At 43.3% G+C, this 21549-nt stretch carries 24 protein-coding genes; all 24 read left to right on the plus strand.

Features of this window, described 5'->3' with window-relative positions; genetic code table 11:
- Nucleotides 1–47: 47 nt before the first annotated feature.
- The 24 genes from fliF (at nt 48) to QNI08_RS06530 (ending at nt 21541) form a co-directional block, all read left to right on the plus strand.
- Nucleotides 48–1643, plus strand: coding sequence for a flagellar basal-body MS-ring/collar protein FliF (gene fliF / locus QNI08_RS06415; RefSeq protein WP_285766592.1), 1596 nt, complete (start codon nt 48–50; stop codon nt 1641–1643).
- A gap of 12 nt (nt 1644–1655) precedes the next feature.
- Nucleotides 1656–2675, plus strand: a complete 1020-nt coding sequence (fliG, locus tag QNI08_RS06420) for a flagellar motor switch protein FliG (protein ID WP_285766593.1) — start codon at nt 1656–1658, stop codon at nt 2673–2675.
- Nucleotides 2668–3438: a flagellar assembly protein FliH gene (fliH, locus tag QNI08_RS06425; protein ID WP_285766594.1), complete on the plus strand. Its 771-nt coding sequence runs from the start codon at nt 2668–2670 to the stop codon at nt 3436–3438. Before fliG ends, fliH begins: the two co-directional genes overlap by 8 nt.
- Complete coding sequence (fliI, locus tag QNI08_RS06430; RefSeq protein ID WP_285766595.1) at nt 3435–4760, plus strand: flagellar protein export ATPase FliI; 1326 nt, start codon at nt 3435–3437, stop codon at nt 4758–4760. Before fliH ends, fliI begins: the two co-directional genes overlap by 4 nt.
- Complete coding sequence (fliJ, locus tag QNI08_RS06435; protein ID WP_285766596.1) at nt 4757–5200, plus strand: flagellar export protein FliJ; 444 nt, start codon at nt 4757–4759, stop codon at nt 5198–5200. Before fliI ends, fliJ begins: the two co-directional genes overlap by 4 nt.
- Nucleotides 5201–5208: 8 nt before the next feature.
- A complete protein-coding gene (locus QNI08_RS06440; protein ID WP_285766597.1) occupies nt 5209–5838 on the plus strand; it encodes a MotE family protein in 630 nt (209 codons plus the stop codon).
- Nucleotides 5839–5853: 15 nt separating this feature from the next.
- Nucleotides 5854–7167 carry a flagellar hook-length control protein FliK gene (locus QNI08_RS06445; RefSeq protein ID WP_285766598.1) on the plus strand — a complete coding sequence of 438 codons (1314 nt, stop codon included), beginning with the start codon at nt 5854–5856 and terminating at the stop codon, nt 7165–7167.
- A gap of 8 nt (nt 7168–7175) precedes the next feature.
- Nucleotides 7176–7811 carry a flagellar hook assembly protein FlgD gene (gene flgD, locus QNI08_RS06450; protein WP_285766599.1) on the plus strand — a complete coding sequence of 212 codons (636 nt, stop codon included), beginning with the start codon at nt 7176–7178 and terminating at the stop codon, nt 7809–7811.
- Between the two features lie 11 nt (nt 7812–7822).
- Nucleotides 7823–8206 (plus strand): TIGR02530 family flagellar biosynthesis protein, encoded by a 384-nt coding sequence (locus tag QNI08_RS06455; protein ID WP_285766600.1) that lies wholly within the window; start codon nt 7823–7825, stop codon nt 8204–8206.
- A gap of 78 nt (nt 8207–8284) precedes the next feature.
- Complete coding sequence (locus QNI08_RS06460) at nt 8285–9550, plus strand: flagellar hook protein FlgE (protein ID WP_285766601.1); 1266 nt, start codon at nt 8285–8287, stop codon at nt 9548–9550.
- Nucleotides 9551–9599: 49 nt separating this feature from the next.
- On the plus strand, nt 9600–9815 hold the full coding sequence (locus QNI08_RS06465) for a flagellar FlbD family protein (RefSeq protein ID WP_285766746.1): 216 nt from the start codon (nt 9600–9602) through the stop codon (nt 9813–9815).
- Nucleotides 9812–10240 (plus strand): flagellar basal body-associated protein FliL, encoded by a 429-nt coding sequence (fliL, locus tag QNI08_RS06470; RefSeq protein WP_285766602.1) that lies wholly within the window; start codon nt 9812–9814, stop codon nt 10238–10240. Before QNI08_RS06465 ends, fliL begins: the two co-directional genes overlap by 4 nt.
- A gap of 52 nt (nt 10241–10292) precedes the next feature.
- A complete protein-coding gene (gene fliM, locus QNI08_RS06475; RefSeq protein WP_285766603.1) occupies nt 10293–11291 on the plus strand; it encodes a flagellar motor switch protein FliM in 999 nt (332 codons plus the stop codon).
- Nucleotides 11281–12495 carry a flagellar motor switch phosphatase FliY gene (gene fliY / locus QNI08_RS06480; protein WP_285766604.1) on the plus strand — a complete coding sequence of 405 codons (1215 nt, stop codon included), beginning with the start codon at nt 11281–11283 and terminating at the stop codon, nt 12493–12495. Before fliM ends, fliY begins: the two co-directional genes overlap by 11 nt.
- A 19-nt stretch (nt 12496–12514) precedes the next feature.
- Nucleotides 12515–12877, plus strand: coding sequence for a chemotaxis protein CheY (locus QNI08_RS06485; RefSeq protein WP_064461868.1), 363 nt, complete (start codon nt 12515–12517; stop codon nt 12875–12877).
- A gap of 15 nt (nt 12878–12892) precedes the next feature.
- Nucleotides 12893–13549 carry a flagellar biosynthetic protein FliO gene (locus QNI08_RS06490; RefSeq protein WP_285766605.1) on the plus strand — a complete coding sequence of 219 codons (657 nt, stop codon included), beginning with the start codon at nt 12893–12895 and terminating at the stop codon, nt 13547–13549.
- Nucleotides 13546–14211 carry a flagellar type III secretion system pore protein FliP gene (gene fliP, locus QNI08_RS06495; protein WP_285766606.1) on the plus strand — a complete coding sequence of 222 codons (666 nt, stop codon included), beginning with the start codon at nt 13546–13548 and terminating at the stop codon, nt 14209–14211. The genes QNI08_RS06490 and fliP overlap by 4 nt, the downstream gene beginning before the upstream one ends.
- A 12-nt stretch (nt 14212–14223) precedes the next feature.
- Nucleotides 14224–14493, plus strand: a complete 270-nt coding sequence (fliQ, locus tag QNI08_RS06500; RefSeq protein ID WP_064461871.1) for a flagellar biosynthesis protein FliQ — start codon at nt 14224–14226, stop codon at nt 14491–14493.
- Nucleotides 14494–14496: 3 nt separating this feature from the next.
- Nucleotides 14497–15273 (plus strand): flagellar biosynthetic protein FliR, encoded by a 777-nt coding sequence (gene fliR / locus QNI08_RS06505; RefSeq protein ID WP_285766607.1) that lies wholly within the window; start codon nt 14497–14499, stop codon nt 15271–15273.
- A gap of 1 nt (nt 15274) precedes the next feature.
- Nucleotides 15275–16357 (plus strand): flagellar biosynthesis protein FlhB, encoded by a 1083-nt coding sequence (gene flhB, locus QNI08_RS06510; protein WP_285766608.1) that lies wholly within the window; start codon nt 15275–15277, stop codon nt 16355–16357.
- A 38-nt stretch (nt 16358–16395) separates the two neighbouring features.
- The gene (gene flhA, locus QNI08_RS06515) at nt 16396–18432 is read left to right on the plus strand and encodes a flagellar biosynthesis protein FlhA (protein ID WP_285766609.1); all 2037 of its coding nucleotides are present in this window, start codon (nt 16396–16398) and stop codon (nt 18430–18432) included.
- The gene (gene flhF / locus QNI08_RS06520) at nt 18429–19583 is read left to right on the plus strand and encodes a flagellar biosynthesis GTPase FlhF (protein ID WP_285766610.1); all 1155 of its coding nucleotides are present in this window, start codon (nt 18429–18431) and stop codon (nt 19581–19583) included. The genes flhA and flhF overlap by 4 nt, the downstream gene beginning before the upstream one ends.
- The gene (locus tag QNI08_RS06525) at nt 19567–20433 is read left to right on the plus strand and encodes a MinD/ParA family protein (protein ID WP_285766611.1); all 867 of its coding nucleotides are present in this window, start codon (nt 19567–19569) and stop codon (nt 20431–20433) included. The genes flhF and QNI08_RS06525 overlap by 17 nt, the downstream gene beginning before the upstream one ends.
- A 10-nt stretch (nt 20434–20443) precedes the next feature.
- A complete protein-coding gene (locus QNI08_RS06530; protein ID WP_285766612.1) occupies nt 20444–21541 on the plus strand; it encodes a protein-glutamate methylesterase/protein-glutamine glutaminase in 1098 nt (365 codons plus the stop codon).
- The last annotated feature ends 8 nt before the right edge of the window (nt 21542–21549 follow it).

Below are 21549 nucleotides of genomic sequence, written 5' to 3' on the forward strand. Positions count from 1 at the left end.
GATATGTATCCCCCATCATAAATTCATAGACTGACCGGGGGATTTAGATGAATGATGCACTAATGAACATGAAAAATAAAATAACTGCATACTGGACGAGCCGGAGTAAAAAACAAAAAATGTTGATGATCGGTTCCGCCGCTTTAATTATCATCATCATTTCGGTCGCTTCCATCCTGACCACGCGCACGACGCTGGTGCCCTTATATTCCAATCTAACTCCTTCGGAAACCGGGAGCATCAAAGAGAATTTAGACAGCCAAGGAATTAAAAATGAAATTACGGAAAATGGTACGACGATAAAAGTACCTGAAGAAAGCGTGGACACGCTTAAAGTGGAACTGGCTGCTGAAGGGATCCCGGATTCGGGCAATATCGACTATTCATTTTTTAGTCAAAGTGCTGGAATTGGGATGACCGAAAATGAATTCAATGTCATTAAATTGGACTCGATGCAGACGGAGCTGGCCGGTTTAATAAAGAAAATAGACGGTGTTCAGGATGCCAGCGTTATGATCACTCTTCCTGAGAAAGGCGTCTTTGTAAGTGATACAGCAGGAGAAGCATCGGCATCCATAGTGCTGAATACTAAACCGGGATATAAATTTGAAGAAAGCCAAATCAATTCGCTTTATCATCTTGTTTCGAAAAGCGTCCCGAACCTGCCTACCGATAATATCGTCATCATGAACCAAGACTTTGAGTATTATGACCTAGAAAATAAAAATTCTACTTTCGCGTCTGCATTCGCTTCTCAAAATGAAATAAAAAAACAAATAGAACGCGATATTCAAAGGCAAGTTCAAAATATGCTTGGCACGATAATGGGTCGGGATAAGGTGGTTGTTTCCGTTACTACGGACATCGATTTCACTCAAGAAAACCGGGAAGAGAATTTAGTGGAACCGGTCGATAAAGAAAATATGGCCGGGATCGAGATTTCCGCGCAAAGAATCAATGAATCATATAGCGGGGATGCATCGGCTGCTGGCGGAGTTCCGCAAAGTGAAGATTCCTCCGATTCTTTGGGTTCTTACACAACAGGAGACAATGGATCCGGTGATTATGAAAAAGTGGATGAAAAGATAAATAGTGAAGTGAACCGGATCAAGAAGGAAATAGTCGGAAGTCCTTATAAAGTGAAAGACTTAGGCATACAGGTCATGGTCGAGCCTCCGAAGGCAAATGATCCTAATTCTTTGTCCCAGCAGAGTGTGGATGATATCACCCAGATCCTTGGGACGATAATCCGCACGACAATCGAGAAAAAGGCTGAAGGAGAAGAGCTGACGGACGAAGAGCTTGCGAATAAAATAGCGATTTCTGTTCAACCGTTCAATGGGAAAATGAAACTGCCGAATGAGAAAGCAGATTCGTTCCTGCCAATTTGGGTGTACATCGTCGGAGGAGTGCTGATACTTGTCATTATCATTCTCTTAATCTTATTCTTCCGTTCCCGCAGGCAAGCCGAATTGGAAGAGGAATACGTGGTCGAAGAGGAAGAAGCCATTTTCGATGTTCCCGACTTGAACAAGGAAAAAGAAACGGAAGCTTCTTTAAAAAGAAAACAACTTGAAAAACTGGCAAAAGAAAAACCAGATGAATTTGCAAAATTATTAAGAAGCTGGATAGCGGAAGATTAGGAGGCTGGGCAAGTGACAGACAGAAAGAAAAAGGCCGGATTGACTGGCAAACAGAAAGCCGCCATCCTCCTTATTTCATTAGGCCCGGATGTTTCTGCATCGGTATATAAGCATTTATCTGAAGAGGAAATTGAGAGATTGACTCTTGAAATTTCGGGAGTGAGGAAGGTGGACTCCCATGATAAAGAGGAGATCCTTGAGGAATTCCATAACATTGCCTTGGCGCAGGATTATATTTCACAGGGCGGGATAGGCTATGCAAAGCAAGTGCTTGAGAAGGCTTTGGGATCCGATCAGGCAGCGGCCATCATTAATCGGTTGACATCTTCCTTACAGGTTCGGCCGTTCGATTTTGCAAGAAAGGCAGATCCAGGTCAAATCTTGAATTTCATTCAGAATGAACACCCGCAGACCATAGCATTGATCCTGTCTTACCTAGACCCGGCACAAGCTGGACAAATATTGTCAGAGCTTCCGCAGGAGGTACAGGCCGATATTGCCAGAAGGATTGCTCTCATGGATAGCACCTCTCCGGAAATCATCAATGAAGTGGAGCAAATACTTGAAAGGAAACTGTCTGCAACCGTGACTCAGGATTATACGCAAACCGGTGGAGTGGAAGCTGTTGTAGATGTATTGAATGGGGTGGACCGTTCAACGGAACGAACGATTTTGGATGCTCTTGAAATCCAGGATCCTGAGCTAGCTGAAGAAATCAAGAAACGGATGTTTGTTTTCGAAGATATCGTGACCCTTGATGGCAGAGCGATTCAACGGGTAGTCAGGGAATCCGAAAACGAGGATCTTAAACTTTCACTCAAAGTGGCAAGTGATGAAGTGAAGGAAATCGTTTTCCGAAACATGTCAAAACGGATGGTCGAAACGTTCCAGGAAGAAATGGAGTATATGGGACCTGTACGTTTGCGTGATGTTGAAGAAGCACAATCCAGAATCGTAGCCGTGATTCGGAGGCTGGAAGAGACTGGAGAGATCGTGATTGCCCGAGGTGGAGGGGATGATATCATTGTCTAGGGTCATAAAATCCAGGCAGGCACACCAAGATGAAAGCAAAAAGGTCACGATAAAGGTGCGTTCTTTTGACTTCCTTCAAGCGGAGAATGCAGATGAGGGACAAGGCCCTCACCGTTATCAATCTGATGAATTTCTGAATCATGCCAAACAGGAAGCTGAATTGCTGATACTGGATGCCAAACATAAAGCGCAAGCGATTGCTGCCGAAATTAAGAAGGAACGAGAGAACTGGGAAAACGAAGAAAAGCGCATCTATATCGAACAAGCCCAAAAAGAAGGCTATCAGCAAGGAGTCGAAGATGGCATTCAAAAGGGCTATAACGAAATTGCAGGTGAAATCGCCAATGCGAAACACGTGGTGGAATCCTCAAAAAAAGATTATCATCAGCATATCGAATCATCTGAAAGCGTAATTTTGGAACTGGCCATGAACGTGGCGGCGAAAATTATTGAAAGCGAGATCGAAAAAGATGATGCGTCTTATTTATCGATCGTCAAGAAGGCGATCAAAGAGGTGCGGGATTACCGTGAAGTGCAATTGCATATCCACCCTGTCCACTATCAATCAATTCTTTCGCATAAGGAAGAATTGGTAGCGATCTTTCCAAAGGATACGGAGCTGTATATATATCCCGACGACGAACTGGAAGCAAACAGCTGTATTATCGAATCGGAAAAAGGAAGGATCGATGCGAGCGTCGATAGTCAGTTGGAGGTAATCAAAATGAAACTAACTGAACTGCTGGAAGGGGAACAAAGATGAAAGCTTTGGATCTATTGCCCTTGATCGAAGAAGTCAATCCATTCAAGCATTATGGACGAGTCAAACGGGTCGTAGGGTTGATGATAGAATCTCAAGGTCCTGAAAGCTCTGTAGGTGATGTTTGTTATATTTATACGGGCATGCAAAAAAAGAAAAATAGAATTTTGGCAGAAGTTGTCGGGTTTCGTGATGAGATGGTCATATTGATGCCCTTTACGGCCGTTAGCGATATAGCGCCGGGGTGCATCGTGGAAGGAAGCGGGCGAACCCTAGAGGTTAAGGTTGGCAGCGGCTTGATTGGCAAGGTGGTCGATCCATTGGGACAGCCAATCGATGACTCACTGCTCCCAAAAGGTCTCGCTACTGTTGCGGTTGACCAAGATCCGCCCAATCCGATGAAACGGCCTCCGATATATGAGCAGATTGATGTAGGAGTCCGAGTGATTGATAGTTTATTGACCGTTGGAAAAGGGCAGCGTGTGGGCATCTTTGCGGGGAGCGGTGTCGGGAAGAGTACATTGCTTGGCATGGTGGCAAGGAACACGACCGCCGATTTAAACGTCATTGGCCTTGTGGGAGAACGTGGCCGTGAAGTCCGTGAATTCATTGAAAAGGATCTCGGACCAGAGGGGTTGGCCCGGTCGATCGTAGTTGTGGCGACGTCCGATCAGCCGGCTTTGATGAGGATTAAAGGGGCATTGACGGCAACGGCAATAGCTGAATATTTCCGTGATAAAGGCTTGAACGTGATGCTGATGATGGATTCTGTTACAAGGGTTGCGATGGCCCAGCGCGAAATCGGGCTTGCCATTGGCGAACCGCCGACGACAAAGGGATATACACCATCGGTTTTTGCCATCCTGCCTAGGTTATTGGAAAGGACCGGGACGAATCAATTAGGAACGATTACAGCTTTTTATACGGTTCTTGTCGATGGTGATGACATGAATGAACCGATAGCCGATGCAGTGAGGGGGATCTTGGATGGTCACTTCATACTTGATCGCGATTTGGCCAATAAAGGACAGTTCCCTGCGATTAACATCCTGAAAAGCATCAGTCGGGTCATGAATAATATTGCTGATGATAGGCATAAGAAATCCGCAGAAAAATTACGGGCGAACCTATCAACTTATATAGAGTCGGAAGATTTGATCAATATAGGTGCTTATAAAAAGGGATCATCCAAGCAAATTGATGACTCGGTGACGCGCTATCCGGAAATCATATCTTTCTTAAAGCAGGGGACTCATGAAAAGGCGTCCAAGGATGATAGTATAATGGCGCTTGTCGAATTGATGGAGAAAGGTGATCAATCATGATTTATCAATATAAATTCGAAAAGATCCTGACCATTAAAGAAAAAGAAAAAAACGATGCACTGGCAAAATATAATGCTGCCTTAAAACGATTTGAAGAAGTCGCTGAAAAATTATATCGGCTCTTGAAGAAAAAAGAAGAGTTACTTGAGTTCCAGCAGGAAAAGCTCCGAAGTGGTTTATCGATTCAGGAGATCCGTCATCATCAACTGTTCATGGATAATCTGGAGGTGCTGGTGAGCCATTGCCAGCAGGAAGTCATTGAATCGCGTTATAAGATGAATGTTCAACGAGATGCTTTAATGGAAAGAAATATTGAGGTGAAAAAGTACGAAAAAATGAAAGAAAATGATTTTCTTAAATTCCTGGATGTTATAAAGGAAGCTGAGAATAAACAAATGGATGAAATATCGATCCGCCAATTCTTAAGCAAGGGGCGTTAGGTGATAGAATGCGTAAAAAAACCGAATCTAATGGAATGGAAGAATTGGAAGAAAGCAAGATAAGCAAGTTTCAATGGTTTCTCGTCATTTTCATTCCTTTAATCTTTGCTTTAACCGTAGCATTGATCGTTTTAACAGTTGCAGGAGTCAATGTGGCAGAGAAGGCCAAGGAAATGTCTGCAAAAATTCCCTTCATTGAGTCGGGTGTTAAGAATGAGCAACAAAAGGATGCAGCTCGGAGTGATGAGAAAGATTCGATTAAACTGGAAAAGTTGGAAATGGAAATCGAAAACAAGCAAAAAGAGATAGATAAGCTTGAAGGCATCATCGATACACGTGATAAGTCCATTGAAAAGGCGGAAGCTGAAAAGCAACAGCTTCAAATCGAAATGAATCAACTCAAGGTTAGCCAGAGCGGAAATGCCAAAGCTTTTAAAGATATCATTCGCACATACGAAACGATGGCTCCAAAGAAATCAGCACCGATCATTATAGAAATGAATGATCAAGACGCTTTGAAAATTCTCTCAAGCATGAAGGCTTCCACATTGGCGAAGGTATTGGAGAACATGTCAACCGCAGATGCAGCGAGGTTAACGAAGAAGCTGTCGGAACAAAGCACGCAAGAGGAAGGATAAGGGAGGTGATGATAGATGAATTCGGCCATTAATTCTTTTCTCCCGCCTATATCGGCAGGTCAACGGGTATTGCCTAAGCAAAACCAACCCATCAATTCCGGTTTTGGTTCGGTCCTTCAATCGGCTGCTGCAGTAGAAGCAACACCGGCATCTGAAAACCTTGACGTTCCAGAGGAAGAGTTGACTGCCTTAGGGGAATTGCTTGATTTTTTGAAACGAGGCACATTGATGGGTGAAGGGGAAGTTGCTGTAGTTGAAGGTGTTACAGCCAACACCGAGGAAGATAAAAACAGCCAACTTTTGCAGGTCCTAAAAAAAATAATTGGAAATGATGAAGATGGTCTTCCAGAATTCCTTTCCAGCATAGAAGAACTGGACTTAGAACAAGAACAAGATGATCAGGACTTGAAATCGCTAAGCGTTATTTCGGGCAATCTCATGGAACTGTATACTCTTCTGAAAAAAGTTTCAATGTTGAGTAGCGATGAATGGCAGAAGCTGCCGATGCCTGGCGGAGCGAATTTGTTGAAACTGGTAAAAATTCAGGAACTGCTATCAGAGAATAAAGAAATGTCACAAGATGAAGCGATCATCCACAAACAAATGAAGAACCTGCTTGAAGGAATGACGGGAAAGCTGGAAAAATGGCTGTTCAATCAACAAAAAGCAAATCCGGAACCTAATCACACCAACATGCTGGGGACAGTACGAAATAACCAAAGCGAAATCCTGAAAAGCGCTTTTGTGCCATTATCGACAGCTGAGAAGGTAAGCAAGGAAGCCAAAAGTGGCGGCGGGCTGGCTCTGAAAACCGTGGATGGCGGCATCTTCCAAGGTACAGGTCTACCTTTGGCCATGACGAAGCTGGAACAATTCGTCCTGACTGCTTCCAAAGGGGAGCAAACTGTCAGCCAGGAAGAATTCGTTAAGCAATTCGAAAACATTTTGGGCAAGGCCCATTTCAATTCACAAAATGGTGTAAATAAACTGTTGATCAGGCTCAATCCAGAACATCTTGGAAACTTGAGAATCGAATTGATCCAAAAGGACGGGCTGTTGTCCGCTAGAATATTGGCAACCACCTCACAAGCAAGGGAGATGCTGGAGAAGCAAATTCATGGATTGAAGCAAGCCTTTATCGGGCAAAACATCCAAATTGACAAGATTGATATATCGCAAGCCTTCACCGCTTTCACCTCCGAGAAATTCTTACAGAAGGATGCGGATGAAAGGCACGAGCAACAACAGCGTAAGGAAGAAAGCAGTGACGAGGGAGAAAGCGAATTTACAGGCACCCTTGCTGAGGCTCTGCTAAACATGGAAGTGTAGGTGAAAATATGACGACCATTGATACATCGCTTTTATTATCGAATAATCAACAGGACAAAAGAAACACGGGCGATGCATTAGGAAAAGATGATTTTCTTAAATTGCTGCTCACCCAGCTGCAAAACCAAGATCCTTCAAGTCCGATGGACAATACTGAATTCATTGCTCAAATGGCGACCTTTTCCTCACTCGAGCAGATGATGAACCTGGGAACCAAAATGGATGAAATTATCGGGATCAACCAGCAAAACAGTTTAATGAATTATAACGCTTTTGTCGGAAAAGAAGTCACATGGCACAAATTGGACGAAGGCGATGATAACCTTGCGATAGAGGAAGGAAAAGGCATCGTGAAATCGATTCAATATAAGGGGGAGAATGTGTATTTCCTTTTAGAAGATGGCACGAAGCTTACACCGGCCAATATTTCCGCAATGGAACAAACAAGCACCACTACCAATAGCCTGACTGCGGCAAGTGAGTTAATCGGCAAACGTGTAGGCTGGAAGGATGAAAAAAATGGGGATTCGTCAGCAATCGTTGTCTCCGTGTCCATGAATGATGGCAAATTGCAAATTGAAGTGGATGACGAAAGCAAAACCAAGCTGACCTATAATCAGCTGACTGAAATCGCAAAACCATAAGGAGCGGGAAAATGAATAAACTTGGTCTTCAATCAAATCCCGCCCAAATATTGGCCCAGTCAAAGGTATCTTTGCGCCAAAAGCAGATCATCCAACAAGGGTTTCAACACCATTTTCAAGCCGCCGTTTCCCCTATTGAAAGATTGACGATCAGTAAGCATGCGCAAATGAGGATGGACGAAAGGAATATTCAAATAGCACCGCAAACGTGGGGGGAAATAGAAGCTAAAGCATATGAGGCCAAAAAGATGGGCGTGACCGAATCTCTCGTCATTACGGATAATGCTGCGCTCATAATAAGTACAAAAAATAATAAAGTAATTACGGTGATGGGCAGGAATGAGGCATCATCGCAAATTTTCACGAACATCAATGGAACCATCATTTTAGATTGATAGATAGGCTGGACCCAATAAGGAAGCCTGGACTGTGGAATGACGGAAGCGGTCGCAAAAAGAAAGGGGAGCTTTTATATGCTTCGTTCAATGTATTCGGGAATAAGCGGATTAAAAAACTTACAAACAAAATTGGATGTTATCGGCAATAATGTCGCCAATGTCAATACTTACGGTTTCAAGAAAAGCCGTGTGACATTCAGCGATGCGATGAACCAAACGATATCCGGTGCAAGCGCAGCTACAGCCAATAAAGGGGGGACTAACTCGAAACAGATCGGATTGGGTTCCACCATCGCTACGATTGATACCATTCATACTCAATCAAGCTTACAAACGACCGGCAGGGACCTGGATTTGGGGATTTCTGGCGATGGCTATTTTGTCGTCAAGCAAGGCGACGCCCTTTCCTATACACGGGCAGGGAACTTCTATTTGGATGATAACGGCACCCTAGTTAATGCGAATGGTTTGAAAGTACAAGCTTACAAGGTTGATGAAAATGGAAAACGGTCAAAAACCATCGGCGACGTCGCTGTTAACGTCAATGCAATATTGCCTGCAGTAACCACTACGAAAATATCCGTAAGTGAAAATCTTGCTGCAGATGCCATAGACGGCTCGGTATTTAGCCAGCAAATTAAAGTGGTGGATGCAAAGGGAAAGGAACAGACGGCCACAATTTATTTCCAAAAGGCGAGCAATAATAAATGGAACGTCTTTGATGAAGAGCCTGCCGCACTTGGAAATACTTCAGCCACTAATCCAAAACCGTTCACTTCGTTGAGTTTCGATGCGAATGGCCAGCTTGTGGCCGCTGACAAAAACCAGCCAAACAAAACGATTAACATAACAAGCGGCAAAGAGGATGATACCAATACAACAGCTGATGAAAGCGTACAAAAGGCTCAATTGGATTTTGATTTCTCAAAGCTTACTCAAGTGAAAGGTTCTACAACGGCCCTAGTCAATCCGAATGGTAATAAAGAAGGAAAACTTGAAAGCTTCAATATTGGTTCTGCAGGGGAAGTGAATGGCGTTTATTCCAATGGTCTGATCACTACTCTAGGTCAGCTGGCGGTTGCCAAATTTTCCAACTCTTCTGGCTTGACGAAAACCGGGGGAAATACATTCCAGGAATCGATCAACTCAGGTACAGCAAACATAAATATCCCCGGTGAGGGGCGCGGCGTGATCGCATCGGGTTCTTTGGAAATGTCCAATGTGGATCTATCGGAAGAGTTCACTGAAATGATCGTTGCGCAACGCGGATTTCAATCGAATTCCAGGATTATCACGACTTCGGATGAGATTTTACAAGAATTGGTCAATTTAAAAAGATAGGTTAAGGGAGGGAGGAGCCAGGTGCTTATTGCTCTGGCTCCTAAATATCATTATCAAAGTCACAAGACTCAATGGAAAATGCTTTCACGTCAATGCATTGTACATAGATACAGTCGAATCTTTGCCTGATACGACCATTACTTTCACAAATGGAAAAAAGATCGTGGTCCTTGAAAAGGAAGAGGAATTGGTCCAAGCTATCATACAATTTTATCGTACCGTAAATATTCTCGGTTTCAGGAAGGATGTGGAGGAAGGAACATGAAAAAAAATCTATTGACCATTATATTAATCATACTTGTGGCCATAACGCTTGTTGGTGTCATAGCGGTAGTGGTTGTGACGAAGTTATCTGAGCCCACATCTGCCGAAGCTAAACCTAGCATCGACGAAATCGTCAAATCATCTGTTGAAATTCCTGAGATTACAACGAATCTCGACGGCAATGATTATATCAAAATCTCATTTATGGTCCAAACGGAAAATAAAAAAGCAAAAGAAGAATTGGAAAAAAGAAGTTTTCAGATGAAAAATATCATCATTACCGAGCTGTCTGAAATGAAAGCTGAAGAATTAACCGGTAAAAAAGGTAAAGAGAAATTACAAAATTTATTAAAGGCCAGAATGAATGAATTAATGGAAGAAGGAAAAGTTGAAAAGGTTTATATAACCTCCTCGATTCTTCAATAAGAACATCCTTGCTTCATTAAATAAGAAGGGGAAGCTTTGGAGGTGAATGTTAATGTCCGGGGAAATATTATCACAAAATGAAATCGACGCTTTGCTATCGGCCATTTCCACAGGTGAAATGGATGCGGACGATTTAAAGAAGGAAGAACTGGAAAAAAGAGTGAAAGTGTATGACTTCAAAAGGGCACTCCGGTTCTCTAAGGATCAAATCAGGAGTTTGACCAGGATACATGAGAACTTTGCAAGGTTGCTGACCACATACTTTTCAGCCCAGCTAAGAACGTATGTTCAAATATCCGTTGCATCTGCAGACCAAATCCCGTATGAAGAATTTATACGCTCCATCCCCAAAATGACCATCCTGAATGTGTTTGAGGTGCCTCCTTTGGATGGCCGGATCATTCTCGAGGTCAACCCGAATATAGCCTATTCCATGATGGATCGAGTGATGGGCGGACGGGGCATAAGTGTCAATAAAGTGGATAGTTTAACGGAAATAGAAACGAAAATCATGTCTAATTTATTCGAGAAGGCTTTTGAAAATTTGCAGGAGGCTTGGGGGACGATTGTCGAAATCGAACCGGTGATGACCGAGTTCGAGGTGAACCCGCAATTCCTACAATTGGTTTCCCCCAATGATACGGTAGTGGTCATTTCCTTGAATACCCAAATTGGCGAAACGAGCGGAATGATCAACGTGTGCATTCCACATGTCGTTTTGGAGCCGATCATACCAAAGTTATCAGCTCATTATTGGATGGAAAATTCCCAAAAGGAAAAAATTCCTGAGGAAATCATGATTTTGGAAAAAAGGATCAGGGATGCCGAACTTCCGATCGTAGCTGAGCTTGGTTCAACCGATATCACCATCCATGATTTTTTGCTGCTCGATATCGATGATGTGATTGACTTAAACAAGATGATCGAGGAACCTTTGATGATAAAGGTTGGGGGGATTCCTAAATATAGGGGCCAGCCTGGTAAAGTAGGTAAAAAGCATGCCATCCAGATTCTTGATATTTTGAAAGGGGGAGACGAAGATGGTAAGTGATGAAATGCTTTCGCAAGACGAAATAGATGCCCTTTTAAAAGGTACAAGTGACATAGAAGATGAGGTGAGCCACCTTTCGATTGACGAGTATTTGTCGATGATGGAACTGGACGCTCTCGGTGAAATAGGTAACATTTCCTTCGGAAGTTCGGCCACGGCTTTATCCACATTGTTGAATCAGAAAGTGGACATCACGACACCGACGGTAACCTTGATTGAGAGGGGCCAGATCGCCAGCGAATTCCCGCATCCATATGTAGCGATACAGGTGCAATATACGGAAGGTTTTTCAGGAATTAATATGCTGGTCATCAAACAAAGTGATGCGGCCATCATTGCCGATTTAATGCTTGGCGGTGATGGGCTGAATCCTTCAGAGATGCTTGGGGAAATCCAATTGAGCGCCGTTCAGGAAGCGATGAACCAAATGATGGGCTCTGCAGCGACATCCATGTCGACCATTTTCAGTAAAAAGGTCGATATTTCCCCGCCAAGCATTGATCTGCTTAATTTTTTGAATGGTGAAGGAGAAAGTGCGATTCCAAATGAGGATTTATTTGCTAAAATCTCCTTCCGCCTTCGTGTCGGTACTTTGATTGATTCCAGCATCATGCAGCTCCTTCCTTTGGAGTTTGCTAAAGGGTTAGTGTTTGAGCTATTGAATGGAACAAATGATGAGCCCGAAATGAAGATGGAACAAGCAATGAGCGAACCGATGACACACAGCCCAGCACCTGAGCCCGAACGCGTCCAAAGCATCGGAATGAATCAATTACCGGCAAATGAAGCATATGGACAAGGCGGCTATCAAACGCATCCAGCCAGTCAAAGCCCTAGTATGCCACAGCACTTTGGAAGCTCATCAGCCCCATCTGGTCCGCCGGTAAATGTGCAGCCTGCAAGCTTCACTAGTTTTCAGCCATATCAGCTTCAAGAGGCTGAATCGAAGAACCTGAGCATGTTGATGGATATTCCGCTGCAAGTAACCGTAGAGCTGGGTAGAACGAAACGCTCGGTAAAAGATATTTTGGAGCTTTCCTCCGGTTCAATCATCGAATTGGATAAGTTGGCAGGGGAGCCAGTCGATATCCTGGTAAACAGCCGTTTGATAGCAAAAGGTGAAGTTGTAGTGATTGATGAAAACTTTGGGGTTCGGGTCACCGATATCATGAGCCAAAGTGAACGATTAAATAAAATTAGATAAATTTGGGGGAAGAAAAATTATGGCGAATAGAATTTTGATTGTGGACGATGCAGCATTTATGAGAATGATGATCAAGGATATCTTGTCTAAAAATGGTTTTGAAATCGTCGGCGAAGCGGCTGACGGTGCACAAGCAGTGGACAAATATAAAGAAACACATCCCGATCTTGTAACGATGGATATCACGATGCCTGAGATGGATGGAATTACAGCACTAAAGGAAATTAAAAAGGTCAATCCTCAAGCCAAGGTTATTATGTGTTCGGCAATGGGCCAGCAGGCGATGGTCATCGATGCGATCCAGGCTGGGGCGAAGGACTTCATCGTGAAGCCATTTCAGGCTGACCGAGTGTTGGAAGCCATTAATAAAGCATTAAGTTAAGAGGGTGTCTTCATATTGTCTTTTATTAAAAAATGGCTACAGGTCTCATTGATGATAGCGATAATCCTCACTGGGACCATGCAGGCCCATGCGGAAGATCTTGAAAAAACGGTGAAGGATGCCTATCGACAGCCGGATGCTAAAGAAGGTAAAGCTGAATCCAAAAACTTGCAATCTACCGATCAAACTTCTGATCCGGCTAAGGTCGGGATAACCGTTTGGGAATTTCTCAGGATGATATTTGCAACCATTTTTGTGGTGGCCCTTCTTTATATCCTATTAAAATTCATCAATAAAAAAAATAAATCATACCAAAAGGCAAATTCAGTAGAGAATATAGGCGGTACGAGCCTTGGTGCAAATCGTTCCGTGCAGCTCGTTAAAGTGGGCGGACGAATATTGGTGATCGGGGTGGGCGAAAATATCCAACTCCTGAAAGAAATCGATGATCCTTCCGAATACGAACAGCTTTTGCAAGACCATAACGATAAAATCGATCAAATGCTTCAGCCAGGTGCCTTTGCCAGGACCCTAAAAGATAAGTGGCTGAAGAAAGACGTATCAAAACCGGCCAAATTCTCGACCGAGTTAAAAAAACAGTTCGATCAAATGTCTGCCAGCAGGAAGAAGCTGTTAAATGAGCTTGATAGGAAAGGGAGAGACGATGAATGAATGAGTTCATGGAGTTTTTTAATAACAGCGACCCCACCAATGTCTCCACTTCCGTCAAGCTCGTCCTGCTCATGACCGTTTTAACGCTGGCTCCCAGCATTTTGATCCTGATGACGTGTTTCACACGAATCATCATCGTACTGAGCTTTGTGAGAACATCGTTAGCTACACAGCAGATGCCCCCGAATCAGGTGCTGGTCGGACTGGCTCTTTTCATGACGTTTTTCATCATGGCTCCGACATTTCAGGAAGTGAATGAGAAAGCACTGACTCCTTTATTTAATGAAGAAATAGATTTGGAAGAAGCATATGTGGAGGCCTCGATACCTTTTAAGGAATTCATGAGTGCCCATACAAGACAGAAGGACCTGGCGCTGTTCTTGGACTATGCAAAGGTGGAAAAGCCTGAAACGATACAGGATATTCCTTTGACTGCCTTTGTACCAGCGTTTGCAATCAGTGAAATTAAAACGGCTTTTCAAATCGGCTTCATGATCTTCATACCATTTTTGGTTATCGATATGGTCGTAGCAAGCGTCCTGATGTCAATGGGGATGATGATGCTGCCGCCGGTCATGATTTCCCTGCCCTTTAAAATCCTCCTTTTCATTCTAGTCGATGGATGGTATTTGGTTGTGAAGTCATTATTACAGAGTTTTTAAGCAGGTGAAAAAATGAATGCAGAGTTTGTTATTGATGTAGCGGAAAAAGGGATTTATATGGTATTGATCATCGCTGGCCCATTGATGGTGATCGCTCTGGTTGTTGGACTTTTAGTGAGCATTTTTCAGGCGACTACACAGATTCAGGAACAGACCTTGGCATTCGTTCCTAAAATCGTGGCTGTTTTGTTAGGACTCATCCTACTGGCTCCGTGGATGTTGAGTCACCTGTTATCATACGCAAATGAAATTTTCGGTAACCTGAATCGATTTGTAGGCTAGGGCATGGAAGAACTATTTCCGCACTTTCCCGCTTTTTTATTAATCGTTGTCAGGGTCACCACATTTTTTGTGGCAATGCCGATTTTCTCGTACCGCTCAATACCGGTACAGCATCGTCTGGGGCTTGGAGTCTTCCTTGCTTGGATCATGTACTATACAATAGATGCCCCCATCCTGGCCTTGGATGTCACATTTTACTTGTTGATCATCAAGGAAGCGCTCGTGGGGCTTTTTATCGGATTTGCAGCCTATATGATCTTATCGGCGGTTCAGGTTGCAGGGGGATTGATTGATTTTCAATTGGGTTTCTCGATAGCCAATGTCATCGATCCCCAAACTGGGGCACAAAGCCCATTGATGGGACAATATCTTTATACCATCGCGTTAGTATTCCTATTAAGCACGAACGGTCATCATTTGCTTTTGGATGGGATCTTTTATAGCTATCAATTCATACCGATAGATCAATTGTTTGTGCCATTTGGAGATCATCGATTGATAGAATACTTGGCCAAGGCATTCGGCAAAGCATTCATGATAGCCTTTCAGATGTCGATCCCAGTGGTGGGAAGCATCTTTCTGGTGGATGTCACACTAGGCATCCTTGCAAGGACAGTTCCCCAATTGAATGTATTCGTTGTCGGGATTCCAGTCAAAATCATAGCGGGCTTAGCCGTTATCTTTTTGGTAATGGGAATGATGATGACGGTTGTTACCCAACTTTTCAATTTCTTGCTTTTGGCGATGCGTCATCTCATGCAGCTGATCGGAGGCATATGATATGGCCAAATTCCCGCTTGATTTACAGTTCTTCGCAGGTGAGAAGACGGAAAAGGCGACACCGAAAAAACGTCAGGATTCAAAGAAAAAAGGGCAGGTGGCCAAGAGTCAGGATGTAAACACGTCCATTAATTTAATCGCTGTATTTTCGGTGCTATTGATTATGGGGCCTTATATGTACAATCATCTCGTCGCCCTCATGAAAGAATATCTGCAGCATTTTAACGTGACTGGATTTTCCGAGGGTACTGTCCAAATCATCATGATCGAAGTATTGAAGGAAGTGGGGCTCGTCCTCGGCCCCGTTTTTGCAGCAGCGGTACTCGCTGGCATTTTAGCAAATGTCATGCAGATAGGGTTTATGTTTTCAACAGAATCCATTCAGTTCAAGCTTGAAAAATTAGATCCCATTAAAGGGTTCAAACGTATTTTTTCCATGAGGGCGATTGTTGAATTATTGAAATCGATCCTTAAAATATCCTTTGTTGGTTTTGTTGCTTTTTATGTACTATGGCAGCGTATGGACGAAATCATGATTTTATCACAGATTTCTGTGGAAGAAGCGATGGCAACGCTGGCTGATATAACGATCAAGGTAGGTTTTTATGCAGCCGTGGCATTATTGTTCATCGCTCTATTGGATTATTTGTATCAAAAATATGACTTTGAAAAAAACATCCGGATGTCCAAGCAGGATATTAAGGATGAATATAAAAATTCCGAAGGCGATCCGCTCATCAAATCAAAGATCAAGCAAAAGCAAAGGCAGATGGCTGCTCAAAGGATGATGCAGGAGATTCCAAATGCCGACGTAGTCATCACCAACCCGACACATTTTGCCATTGCTTTAAAATATGATGAAGATAAAGCGGAGGCTCCGTACGTAGTGGCAAAAGGCGTTGATTTCGTCGCTCAGAAAATAAAATTCATTGCCAAAGAAAACGATGTAATCATGGTGGAAAATCGCCCTTTGGCAAGGTCGCTATATGATCAGGCAGAATTGGGCCAGGCGATACCCGAGGAGTTCTTTAAGGCGGTTGCTGAAATACTCGCCTTTGTATATAAAACAAAAGGTAAGCTATAAAGAAATAAAAGGCAACCCGTTAGTTAGGAGAGAAAAACATGCGAGCAAGAGATTTAGTTGTTATATCGAGCGTCATCATGATCGTTGCCATGTTGGTCATTCCATTGCCGACATGGTTGTTAAGTATTTTACTTCTTTTGAATATCTCTCTTGCGCTGCTGGTTCTATTGACAACGATGAATATGAAAGAGCCTCTGGAATTCTCAATCTTCCCTTCGTTGCTCCTTTTACTGACATTGTTCAGGCTGGGGTTGAACGTTTCGACGACACGTGCCATCTTGACATACGGAGATGCTGGCGGAGTCGTAGAAACCTTCGGGTCATTTGTAGTCGGAGGTAATGTACTTGTAGGATTGGTTGTATTCATCATTTTGGTCATCATCAATTTCATTGTCATCACGAAAGGGTCGGAACGTGTCTCGGAGGTTGCAGCCAGGTTTACGCTGGACGCGATGCCAGGAAAGCAGATGGCCATTGATGCGGATTTGAATGCTGGGATGATTTCTGAAACGGAAGCACGTTCCAGAAGGGAAAAGATCAGTAATGAAGCAGACTTTTATGGCTCCATGGATGGGGCGAGCAAGTTTGTAAAAGGGGACGCAATTGCTGGTATCATCATCGTCATCATCAACTTGATTTTTGGCATGATCATTGGTGTCATGCAATTGGATATGAGTTTTGCTGAATCGGCGACCCATTTTTCGATGTTATCCGTTGGTGATGGCATCGTCAGTCAGGTGCCTGCTTTATTGATTTCAACAGCTACGGGAATAGTCGTGACAAGGGCAGCTTCGAATGGAAATCTCGGAGCAGATATAGTGGAACAGCTGTTTCAATTTCCTAAAATGCTCTATCTGACAGCAGCGACGATATTCTTGTTAGGGTTATTCACCCCGATTTCCGACTTGTTCACATTGCCAATTGCAGCTTTGTTGGTCGTGGGCGGGTATACCATTTCTCGCATACCAAAGCAGGACGAAAGTGAAATTCAGGAGCTTGAAGAGGTGCTGGAAACGGATGAAATGAAAAGTCCGGAAAGTGTCGTGAACCTGTTAAGTGTTGACCCGATCGAATTTGAGTTTGGATATGGACTGATCCCTCTTGCAGATGCCAATCAAGGAGGAGACCTGCTGGATCGAGTCGTCATGATCCGCAGACAGCTTGCCATCGAATTGGGGCTCGTCATTCCAGTTGTCAGGATACGTGATAACATTCAATTGAATCCAAACGAATACCGTTTGAAAATCAAGGGGAGTGTTATGGCCAAGGGAGAATTGCTCCTTAATCATTTCTTGGCCATGAGTCCGGGAATGGAGGATGATTCAATCGAAGGGATCGAGACGATTGAGCCCTCCTTTGGCTTACCGGCCAAATGGATCACGGATGATATGAAAGAACATGCCGAGATGATGGGATATACAGTCGTGGACCCGCCAAGTGTTGTTTCCACGCACTTGACGGAAGTCATAAAAGCCAATGCTCAGGAATTATTGGGCAGGCAGGAAACGAAGCAGCTGATCGATCATCTTCGTGAATCCTCACCGATCCTTGTTGAGGAAGTCACACCTAACCCATTGTCGATAGGTGATGTGCAAAAAGTGTTGGCTAAGTTATTGAAGGAAAAGGTGTCCATCAGGAATTTACCGATCATATTCGAAACACTTGCTGATTATGGAAAGCTATCTACTGATACTGACTTGCTTACTGAATATGTGAGGCAGAATTTAGCAAGGCAAATAACCAATTCCTTTATCACCGATGAAAACAAAATTAAAGTGATAACCTTATCGGGGAAAGTGGAGAAAACGATCGCTGATGGTGTACAGCAAACCGAACATGGTAACTATTTATCGCTTGATCCAACCATATCGCAATCCATATTGGAGGCGATAGCAGCAAAGCTGGAGGAACTGACATTAATGGATCACCAACCGATCTTGCTCTGTTCCCCGGCAGTACGGATGTATGTTCGTCAATTGACGGAACGTTATTTTCCCAATGTGCCGGTTCTTTCATATAACGAACTCGAATCCAATGTAGAAGTACAAAGTGTAGGGGTGGTGAATATCGATTGAAGGTAAAGAAATATTTGGCCCCATCAATGTCCGAGGCGATGAAGCGAATAAGGGGGGAGCTAGGCAGCGAGGCGGTCATTTTAAGCTCAAAAGCTGTATATAAAGGCGGTTTTCTAGGCTTATTCAAGAAGAGGAATATCGAAGTCATTGCTGCGGTTGAGCCAGTTTCAGCCCCTCTCCAAACGGTAACCAAGCAAAAAACGAAGAAGCTGCCTTCCGATCCGCAGCTGGAAGGTCAAACGCCTAATGTCGACGAATCCCAGGGGAATGCCAAGTTATTGAAAGAAATCGAAGGCTTGAAGGACATGATCAATCGGATTCAAATCGATTCATCCAATCGTCATTATCCTGAAAGACTGCAAAAAGCCTATGCTTATTTAACAGAGCAGGAGGTTGACCCAGCAATTCGGTCAAAAATCATGGATGGATTACATGAGAAATGGTTCGCTTACAAGCAGCAATCGTCAGATGAAGAGATACAGTCTTGGTTGGAAGAAGCGATGCTGGCGATTTTAGATCAGGTTAACAATGGAAAACCAGGACTGCAGAAAAAGTATATCAATATTGTCGGACCGACAGGGGTGGGCAAGACAACCACTCTTGCCAAGGTAGCAGCAGAAACCATCTTAAAGCATGATAAAAGGGTGGCTTTCATTACGACGGACACTTATAGGATTGCAGCCATAGATCAGCTTAAGACGTATGCGAAAATTTTAAACGTTCCAATTGAAGTGGCTTATAACTTGGAGGACTTCAAACGGGCGACTGAACGTTTCTCTCATTATGATTATGTTTTTATAGATACAGCTGGGAGGAATTTCAGGAATCCGCAATATGTCAAAGATCTCAATGAAATCATTCATTTTACAGATGAGATGGAAACCTATTTGGTGCTGTCATTAACTTCCAAGCAAAAAGATATGGAAGATATTTACCGACAGTTTGCTACCATTCCAATAAAACAGGTCATTTTTACAAAAGCTGATGAAACCTCGATTTTTGGAACTGTATTCCATTTTGTGAACACCCATAAAATGGGGGTTGCTTATATAACGAATGGCCAGAATGTTCCGGATGATATTGAAATTGCTACATCATCACAGCTATTGAAAATGGCACTTGAGGCGAAAAAATATGAAAGATCAAGCTGAGAGCCTGCGAAGGAGATTGGAAGCCCGTCAAAATCAAACAATGGCAAGGACCATTGCCATTTTAAGTGGCAAGGGCGGTGTGGGTAAATCTAACTTTTCGTTAAATTTCTCAATTGCCTTATCCAAAAGGGAAAAAAGGGTATTGCTGTTCGACATGGACATCGGCATGGGAAATATAGATATTTTAATCGGGGAGCATTCTCCCTTCAGTATTATTGATTTCTTTGAAAATGGTCGCAGTCTGGAGGAAATCATAACCATCGGTCCAGGGAATATTTCCATCATCACTGGCGGAACGGGCCTCATGAAGCTCTTTTCATTTGATGAAGTGAAGTATACGCGTTTCAATGAAGCCTTCTGTTCATTGCTGGCGAACTACGATTATATATTATTTGATATGGGTGCCGGCATTACACATGATTCGATGAAGTTCCTATTATGTGTCGATGAATTATTCCTTATAACGACTCCGGAGCCTACTTCCATCACGGATGCTTACTCTGCAATGAAATATATTCATTCCATAAAAAAAGAGATTCCATGTTTCCTTGTTTGCAATAGGGTTTTTTCAAGCAAGGAGGGCAAGGAAACCATTAGTCGCCTGCAAAATGCCTTCATGAAATTTTTGGATCTGGATTCGGTGGCCCTAGGTTATGTTCCAGACGACAGAACCGTTTCAAGGGCCGTTTCTAAACAAGTGCCCTTTCTCCTTTTCGATTCAAAAGCTGAGGTATCCCAAGCCATCATGTACATTGCGACGAGATATGCAAATCATTCATTTGGGGAGGATTTGGCTTTGCCAAAAAGCAATTTCCTCCAAAATATGAAGAGATATTTTCTTGGAAAGTAGGTCTCCTTACATGGATAAAGTAAAAGTATTGATAGTGGATGATTCTGCTTTCATGAGAAAGCTGATTTCAGAGTTTTTATCGGAAGAAAACAAGATTGAGGTCATCGGTACTGCGAGAAATGGAAAAGATGCATTGGAAAAAGTCAAGGCACTGCAACCGGATGTCGTGACTTTGGATGTGGAAATGCCAATTATGGACGGCCTGCAAGCTTTGAACTTGATCATGAATGAATGCCCAACCCCTGTGGTCATGTTATCTAGCACAACGAAGGTAGGCACGGATAATACATTTGCGGCCATGAGCAGTGGAGCGTTTGACTTCGTGGCAAAGCCTTCGGGTGCAATTTCACTGGATTTGCATAAAATCAAGCAGGAGCTTCATGAAAAAGTTATGGCAGCAAGCCGGGCGAATGTACAAAAATTGCAAAAAAATGCTTTGAATACTGAAAGAAGCCCGTCAGTCTGGGGAAAATATAGTAAAATAGAATTAGAAGAACTTCTCGAAAATAAAAAAAATGAAAAAAACTGGTCCAATGGAAATGATAAAATCGTTGTCATTGGTACATCCACTGGAGGCCCCAGGGCCTTGCAGACCGTTTTGACAGCTATTCCTGGTGATGTCGATGCGCCGATTCTGGTAGTCCAGCATATGCCTCCCGGCTTTACGAATTCCTTGGCAGTCCGCCTTAACTCTTTATGCAAGATACAAGTGAAGGAAGCCGAAGAGGGGGAACTGATCCAAAAGGGCATAGCTTACATCGCTCCTGGTGGTTTTCACTTGAAAGTGAGAAAAGTAGGGTTGAAGTGGGTGATTCATTTAGATCAATCGGATTTGCGCAATGGACACCGGCCATCTGTGGATGTGCTCTTTGAAGCAGTAAGTGAAATGACTGATTTTGCGAAGATAGCGGTTATCATGACCGGAATGGGAATGGACGGGTCGAGCGGACTTGTGGACCTGAAACAAAAAGGCCTTACAAAAGCGATAGCGGAATCCCAAGAGACATCGATCGTTTTTGGTATGCCGAAAGCGGCAATCAGTACCAATTTAATAGATAGCATAGAGGATGTAGAAAAAATAGCTAAATCGATAATGGGCTATTGTTAACTCGTGGA

This window comes from Peribacillus folii (genome assembly GCF_030271255.1).
GTDB lineage: Bacteria > Bacillota > Bacilli > Bacillales > DSM-1321 > Peribacillus.

Excerpts from the sequence above, each read along its gene's own strand:
- fliF (WP_285766592.1), top strand. The coding sequence starts at position 48 with ATGAATGATGCACTAATGAACATGAAAAATAAAATAACTGCATACTGG.
- fliI (WP_285766595.1), top strand. The coding sequence starts at position 3,435 with ATGAAAGCTTTGGATCTATTGCCCTTGATCGAAGAAGTCAATCCATTC.
- fliJ (WP_285766596.1), top strand. The coding sequence starts at position 4,757 with ATGATTTATCAATATAAATTCGAAAAGATCCTGACCATTAAAGAAAAA.
- QNI08_RS06440 (WP_285766597.1), top strand. The coding sequence starts at position 5,209 with ATGCGTAAAAAAACCGAATCTAATGGAATGGAAGAATTGGAAGAAAGC.
- QNI08_RS06445 (WP_285766598.1), top strand. The coding sequence starts at position 5,854 with ATGAATTCGGCCATTAATTCTTTTCTCCCGCCTATATCGGCAGGTCAA.
- flgD (WP_285766599.1), top strand. The coding sequence starts at position 7,176 with ATGACGACCATTGATACATCGCTTTTATTATCGAATAATCAACAGGAC.
- QNI08_RS06455 (WP_285766600.1), top strand. The coding sequence starts at position 7,823 with ATGAATAAACTTGGTCTTCAATCAAATCCCGCCCAAATATTGGCCCAG.
- QNI08_RS06460 (WP_285766601.1), top strand. The coding sequence starts at position 8,285 with ATGCTTCGTTCAATGTATTCGGGAATAAGCGGATTAAAAAACTTACAA.
- fliL (WP_285766602.1), top strand. The coding sequence starts at position 9,812 with ATGAAAAAAAATCTATTGACCATTATATTAATCATACTTGTGGCCATA.
- fliM (WP_285766603.1), top strand. The coding sequence starts at position 10,293 with ATGTCCGGGGAAATATTATCACAAAATGAAATCGACGCTTTGCTATCG.
- fliY (WP_285766604.1), top strand. The coding sequence starts at position 11,281 with ATGGTAAGTGATGAAATGCTTTCGCAAGACGAAATAGATGCCCTTTTA.
- QNI08_RS06485 (WP_064461868.1), top strand. The coding sequence starts at position 12,515 with ATGGCGAATAGAATTTTGATTGTGGACGATGCAGCATTTATGAGAATG.
- fliP (WP_285766606.1), top strand. The coding sequence starts at position 13,546 with ATGAATGAGTTCATGGAGTTTTTTAATAACAGCGACCCCACCAATGTC.
- fliQ (WP_064461871.1), top strand. The coding sequence starts at position 14,224 with ATGAATGCAGAGTTTGTTATTGATGTAGCGGAAAAAGGGATTTATATG.
- fliR (WP_285766607.1), top strand. The coding sequence starts at position 14,497 with ATGGAAGAACTATTTCCGCACTTTCCCGCTTTTTTATTAATCGTTGTC.
- flhB (WP_285766608.1), top strand. The coding sequence starts at position 15,275 with ATGGCCAAATTCCCGCTTGATTTACAGTTCTTCGCAGGTGAGAAGACG.
- flhA (WP_285766609.1), top strand. The coding sequence starts at position 16,396 with ATGCGAGCAAGAGATTTAGTTGTTATATCGAGCGTCATCATGATCGTT.
- QNI08_RS06525 (WP_285766611.1), top strand. The coding sequence starts at position 19,567 with ATGAAAGATCAAGCTGAGAGCCTGCGAAGGAGATTGGAAGCCCGTCAA.
- QNI08_RS06530 (WP_285766612.1), top strand. The coding sequence starts at position 20,444 with ATGGATAAAGTAAAAGTATTGATAGTGGATGATTCTGCTTTCATGAGA.